The 6213-nt window shown below is 62.6% G+C and carries 5 protein-coding genes; 4 read left to right on the forward strand and 1 reads right to left on the reverse strand.

Annotated features, from left to right (window positions below; genetic code table 11):
• Positions 1-454 precede the first annotated feature (454 nt).
• The 4 genes from JHD07_RS02275 (at position 455) to JHD07_RS02290 (ending at position 5550) form a co-directional block, all read left to right on the forward strand.
• Positions 455-568, forward strand: a complete 114-nt coding sequence (locus JHD07_RS02275) for a copper resistance protein B (protein WP_291618529.1) — start codon at positions 455-457, stop codon at positions 566-568.
• Between the two features lie 1156 nt (positions 569-1724).
• The gene (locus JHD07_RS02280) at positions 1725-3089 is read left to right on the forward strand and encodes an MBL fold metallo-hydrolase (protein ID WP_291618514.1); all 1365 of its coding nucleotides are present in this window, start codon (positions 1725-1727) and stop codon (positions 3087-3089) included.
• On the forward strand, positions 3086-4618 hold the full coding sequence (locus JHD07_RS02285; protein WP_291618516.1) for a thymidine phosphorylase family protein: 1533 nt from the start codon (positions 3086-3088) through the stop codon (positions 4616-4618). The genes JHD07_RS02280 and JHD07_RS02285 overlap by 4 nt, the downstream gene beginning before the upstream one ends.
• Positions 4615-5550 carry a ribose-phosphate pyrophosphokinase gene (locus tag JHD07_RS02290; protein ID WP_291618519.1) on the forward strand — a complete coding sequence of 312 codons (936 nt, stop codon included), beginning with the start codon at positions 4615-4617 and terminating at the stop codon, positions 5548-5550. The genes JHD07_RS02285 and JHD07_RS02290 overlap by 4 nt, the downstream gene beginning before the upstream one ends.
• Before the next feature lie 34 nt (positions 5551-5584).
• Here the strand turns inward: JHD07_RS02290 and JHD07_RS02295 are convergent, their stop codons facing one another.
• Positions 5585-5734 (reverse strand): hypothetical protein, encoded by a 150-nt coding sequence (locus JHD07_RS02295; protein ID WP_291618521.1) that lies wholly within the window; start codon positions 5732-5734, stop codon positions 5585-5587.
• Between the last annotated feature and the right edge of the window lie 479 nt (positions 5735-6213).

Consider the following 6213-nt stretch of genomic DNA (forward strand, 5'->3'; position numbering starts at 1 on the left):
GAGATGGTGACGCCCGCGGCCAAGCGGATATGTACGGTCGCGGGAAAATCGATCTGCGTCAAGCTAGGTTGATCGGCGCAGAATAGTCGGCGCTGCACCAGACTTGCGTCAGAGCCAATTTTGCACACGATGACGTAATTGCGGTCGGCGCCCGCGGCACGAAAGGTCCGCTATTTTCAAGCCTTCCGCAATCTTACGAATCGGAGGGGCTATGAAGCAATATGTTGGGCTGGGTGTCTCGCAGAAAGAAACGTGAGTATGTGTGGTCGACGAGGTCGGTCAGGTCTTGTTCGAGGGAAAGGCCAAGTCCGCCCCCACGGCGCTCACGGCACTGCTTCGCAAGCGAGCTCCACACGCCGAGCGCATTGGTTTCGAGACGGGGCGATGGCGAGTTGGCTGTGGCACGAGCTAATGACAAAAGACCCTCGTCTCTCACGTTGACTTGCGGTTTCAGTTGCAATCCGTCCGAGCTGATCTGGGGAGAGGCCTTGCGAACTTCAAATTGGGTTCTCGCCTTCGCTATGTTGCTCCATACATCGGGGTGAGTTGGGATCGCAAGGTAGGATAAACGGGCCGCGATCGCATTAAGAAATCAGAAGCAGCCGTCCAGCGTAAATTTCGCGGCCGGAGTCTGGCTGTTCTGGTGATCGGAGCACGAACCGGCAGGAAGATACGGTTTGCGATTTCGCTTATGTTGCCGCTCCTTGCCGCATCCACCAACGCTGTCGCCGGCTCCACGATCTCCGATAGGAGGTGTTGGCCGAGCGGAGTGGGCTCGGCGCCTAAACCCGGCCAATCCCGCCGGCTTTCGCCCCTCAGCCCCCATATTGGGGAGATAGACGCAAGAAGCCGCGTCGCCGGTGAGTGAACCCAGGAAAGCAGGGGCCCCGGCCGCCGCACCTTGGATGATCTCAGGACCGCCTCGGACTCAGGTCGCATGAAACATGCGACGGACCGCTCTCGCGAAGCGGGTCACCACGTAGGCGTCGAAAGTGTAGTTGATGATTTTCCGGACCAGATGGCGACGACGACCTCCTGAATCGGCAATCGGTAAAGGCCCGCGGCCGCCAACATGGGTAGCTTTGGAATGGGGAGCGGCAGCGCCATCAGGCCCAACAGTGCGAGCGGACCATATCGCGAGATCCTGCCAGAAGCCTGGGCCCAGGCGCGCGTACTCGCCAAATCCGGATATCGTTCCGCCAACAAACTCCAGCCTAGATGATGGAAGGCGAAATAGAATCCAATCGCCGCGAGCGAACTTCCTGTCGCGGCCCACGCCGCTACGCTGATCCAACGTCGCCTGTTGGTCAGCGTGCCAACGACGACGAGCCATTCGACGGGCACGTCAGCGTGATCGTAGCCAGGAACGACAGAGCGCCCAGAAGAGGCGCAAACTCCGGCCGGTCCCCTGGCGGACGATCGATGCCAGTGCTCGCCTGGTCATCGCGTGCACAATCATTCGAAATCCTATGATCGCCTGGGTGGCGCGAGAGCCAGCGACCGCCGGTCCCGCAGAGGCATGGGCGGACCATCGCGTTCGGTTCCGGGGGCACCATCCCTCAAGGAAGCTGTTGCGCCCAGCGCAAGGTGGAGGAAATCGAAGGTCTGATTTTTGATGCACATCAAGGAAGCGAGCGAAAGTCGGCGTACGGCTTGTACGACAACGGGCTGCGCGTCTTTCCTCAGGGCAGGTCACGCCGACTAACCGTATCGGGAGGCCAAGCGTGACTTTACGATTGTCATTCCTCGGCGGAGCCGGGACAGTTACAGGATCCAAATATCTACTCGAGAATGCGGATCACCGGCTGCTGATCGATTGCGGGCTCTTTCAAGGCTTCAAGGAGTTGCGGCTTCGGAATTGGGTGCGTTTCCCGGTGGATCCGCGCCGGATCGACGCGGTTCTCCTCACGCATGCTCATCTCGATCACACCGGTTATCTGCCGCTCTTGATCAAGCAGGGCTTCGAGGGGCCGGTGTTCTGTTCCTCGGCAACAGCGGATCTATGCAAGGTCCTGCTGCCGGATTCCGGCTACCTGCAGGAGAAGGATGCGGAATTTGCGGACCGGCATCAATTCTCCCGGCACAAGCCCGCGCTGCCGCTCTACACCTTGAAAGACGCCTTGAGTTCTCTGGAACAGTTGAGGCCCGTGGAATTCGGGCAGCCGCTGGATCTGCCCGGAGGCGGATCTGCCGTGCTTCGACGATCAGGTCATATATTGGGCGCGGCTTCGATCCAGCTTGCCTGGAACGGTAGAACACTCGTCTTCTCCGGCGACCTCGGCCGATACGGCGACGCGACCATGGTCGATCCTGTTCCGATCGCGCACGCCGACTACCTCGTCGTGGAGTCCACCTACGGAAATCGCCGGCACGACGTGACGGATCCCGAGGATGCTCTCGCCGAAGTCATCGGTCGTACGGTCGGAAGGGGCGGGACCGTCATCATCCCGGCATTCGCCGTGGGGCGGGCACAAAGTCTCCTGTATCACTTGCATCGCCTGAAGGCTTCCCGACGCTTGCCGGACATACCGATATTCCTCGACAGCCCGATGGCCGTCGACGCGAGCAGGATCTTCTGCAGGCATGCCGCCGATCATAGACTTACGGAGCGCGAATGTCGCGATGCCTGCGCCGTCGCGCACTACGTCCAGAGCATCGACGAATCGAAAGCCCTGATGGCAAAGTCGATGCCGAAGGTGATCATCTCGGCCAGCGGAATGGCCACCGGCGGCCGGGTCCTGCACCATCTGAAAAGCTACGCGCCAGACGGCAGGAATACGATTCTGTTCGCGGGCTTCCAGGCCGGAGGAACGAGGGGCGCGTCCATGGTGGCCGGCGCCGACAGCATCAAGATCCACGGACAATACGTGCCGGTTCGTGCGGAGGTAACGAACCTGGAGATGCTCTCGGCCCACGCAGACGCGGACGAGATCTTGAGGTGGCTGAAGGGCTTCAAAATCCCGCCACGCCAGACATTCATCACGCATGGGGAGGCCAGCGCATCCGACGCCTTGCGCAAGCGAATCGAAAAGGAACTGGGTTGGACCTGCGCGATGCCCGATCACGGCCAACAGGTAGATCTCGCATGAGCGGAGCTCGGCAGGTTGACCGGCCGCAAGATGGGCATCGGGTCCGCGTCCGTCGCCTGGGCGTCGACACGCAGTTCGAACCCGTCGTCTTCATGCACAAGGAGTGCGCGGTCTGCCGGTCGGAGGGATTCGTCGCGCACAATCGGCTGTTGCTGCGAGCCGGAGAGCGCCATGTCATCGCCACCCTGTATCAGGTCACCAACGACCTGATCGCACACGACGAGGCCGCATTGTCGGAATCGGCCTGGAGCCGGCTTGAGCTGAACGACGGAGACACCATCGCGATCAGCCATCCGGATCCGCTCATATCTCTGAGCCACGTCCGAGGTCGGATCTACGGTAACGAACTGAGCGACCGGGCGCTGCTTTCGGTGACCTCGGACATCGTCGAGGGGAAGTATTCCGACATTCATCTTTCGTCGTTCATCACGGCATGCGCGGCGCGTCCGCTCGACCATGACGAGGTTCTCGGACTGACCAAGGCGATGGTGGAGGTGGGCGATCGGCTGTCCTGGAACGCGGAGGTCGTGCTCGACAAGCATTCCGTGGGCGGTCTGCCCGGAAACCGGACCACGCCGATCATCGTTCCCATTATCGCGGCCCTCGGCCTGACGATGCCCAAGACGTCCTCCCGCGCCATCACTTCGCCCGCCGGCACCGCCGATACCATGGAAACGATGGCGCCGGTGGACCTGGCCATTGCCGACATTCATCGCGTCGTCGAAGGAGAGGGAGGGTGCGTCGTTTGGGGCGGCGCGATAAGGCTCAGTCCGGCCGACGACATCCTGATCCGCATCGAACGTGCCCTCGATCTGGACTCCGAAGGTCAAATGATCGCATCAGTTCTGTCCAAAAAGATCGCGGCGGGTTCGACCCACCTCATCCTCGACATGCCGGTCGGGCGGACCGCCAAGGTCAGGAGTCGTGAAGCGGCGGACGCTCTGTCGGCGGGACTGATCGCCGTTGCGGACGCGTTCGGGATCAAAGCAAAGGTGATTCCTGGAGACGGCACCGAACCCATCGGCCGCGGGATAGGGCCGGCGCTGGAGGCCCATGATGTCCTGGCCATTCTCCAGTGCTGGCCATCGGCGCCGCGCGACCTCCGTGACCGGGCCGTAGCCCTCGCCGGCGCGCTGATCGAACTGGGCGGACTGGCAGAGCACGGACGGGGAGCGGCCATGGCAGCCCGAACGCTCGACGATGGTCGCGCATGGGCTAAATTCCAAAGGATCTGCGAGGCCCAGGGCGGCATGCGTACGCCGCCGGTTTCGAGCCATCGCCAGCCACTTGCCTCGGTCAGAACAGGACGCGTGGTCTCGATCGACAACCGCAAGATCGCGAAGCTCGCAAAATTGGCAGGTGCGCCCGAAGCCAAGGCAGCAGGCCTCGAACTGCACGTGAAGCCGGGTGCTGCCGTATCGATCGGACAGCCTCTTTGCACGGTGCATGCGGAGGCGAGAGGCGAACTTGCCTACGCCATGGACTATGCCGCTGTGAATCCCGACATCATCACGGTCCAGGAGCGATGAGCCAGACTCTGCTTATTCCGATGCCCGACAACGAACGATTGGCGGGGCGGCTTGCCGACCAGCTCGATTGCGGAACGGGCGAATTGATCACGCGGCGATTTCCGGACGGGGAGACCTATCTTCGTTTCAACACCGAGCTCGGCAAGCGATCGGTTGCCATCGTCTGCACGCTGGCGCATCCGGACGAGAAGTTCCTGCCCCTCATCTTTGCCGCCGCGACCGCGCGCGAGCTCGGCGCCTCGAAGGTCGGACTCGTCGCTCCGTACCTCGCCTATATGCGACAGGACCGCCGCTTCAATCCCGGCGAGGCGGTGACGTCCCGGCAGGTGGCGCATCTCATCTCCCAGGCCTTCGACTGGATGGTGACCGTCGACCCTCATCTGCACCGGTACGGCGACCTGAGCGAGATCTACTCGATACCTACGCGCGTCGTTCATGCGGCTCCGCTGGTTTCGCGGTGGATCAAGGAGAACGTCGAGAAGCCGCTCATCATTGGTCCGGATAGCGAGAGCGAACAGTGGGTGACGGCGGTGGCAAGCGACGCCGAAGCGCCTTATTGCGTCCTGCAGAAGGTCCGTCACGGGGACCGGGACGTCCGGATCACGCTTGGGAATCTCGACGCCTGGAGGGGACGCACGGCCGTGCTGGTCGACGACATCATTTCGAGCGGGCGCACGATGATCGAGGCCGTCCGGCTGCTCGCCGCGCAGGGCTGGCCGCCGCCGGTCTGCATCGCCGTCCACGGATTGTTCGCGGATCGATCCGACGAACTGCTCGTCGGCGCCGGCGCGCGGGTCGTGATCACGAATAGCGTCGGTAGCGGGAGGAGCCAGATCGATATCGCGCCTCTGCTCGGGGAGGCGATGGGGGCTCTCGCAGACCTCGGCCCGCCCGATAGCGCGGGGCGCCGGCCGCGCCCTCACGGATCATGAAAACGCGTCGCTCTACGCCCGGGCCGGTCCAGCCTCACATCCTCTTCATGGGGGCGCTGCCCGGCATCAGCACCACGCCGGAGACCGTCTTGCGCTGTTCGGCGGTGAGGAGGTTGGCAGCTTCGCCGACCGCGCGTACGAATGCGAGCCTCGCGTCCGATTTGATCTTCTTGATTTCGCGCACTTTGCTTCGATGACGGCCGCGTCCAGTTGCTCGGCAGCGATGAGCATCCAGAGCGCCTGTTCGGCTTCTTCGGCCTTCCGCTGGGCGGCATATTAATCGAGAAGCGTGCGCTGCTTTATCGAGTTCAACGCGCTCGATTGCTCGAGGCGAGCCGAGGGACGGCGTCGAGGTCGAGACGCCGCATTGGTATCGGCAGCACCGGGGACGCCGGGTGAGGGAGAGCCCGTCGCCGGGGCGGGGTGCTCGTCAACCGATCGATCAGAGCGGCCGCCCGGCGCATCCCGGAAAGGTAAATCGTCAGCATGGCCACCGCGAACACCGTAACCAGTGCCATCGAGACGACATGAAGACATAGACCGATAAGTTCGACGGGCTCTGCCGGCGCCAGATTCATCTCTCCCTTGAACTAGTCCAGTGCGATCTGCCGCGGTGGCTTTCCGCCAGCGAGAGATCGAAAAATCGTGTTACCGCTCTTAACC

Source organism: Bradyrhizobium sp. (assembly GCF_016462955.1).
Lineage (GTDB): Bacteria > Pseudomonadota > Alphaproteobacteria > Rhizobiales > Xanthobacteraceae > Bradyrhizobium.

Coding starts and splice junctions, on each gene's coding strand:
- JHD07_RS02285 (WP_291618516.1), top strand. CDS start 3,086: ATGAGCGGAGCTCGGCAGGTTGACCGGCCGCAAGATGGGCATCGGGTC.
- JHD07_RS02290 (WP_291618519.1), top strand. CDS start 4,615: ATGAGCCAGACTCTGCTTATTCCGATGCCCGACAACGAACGATTGGCG.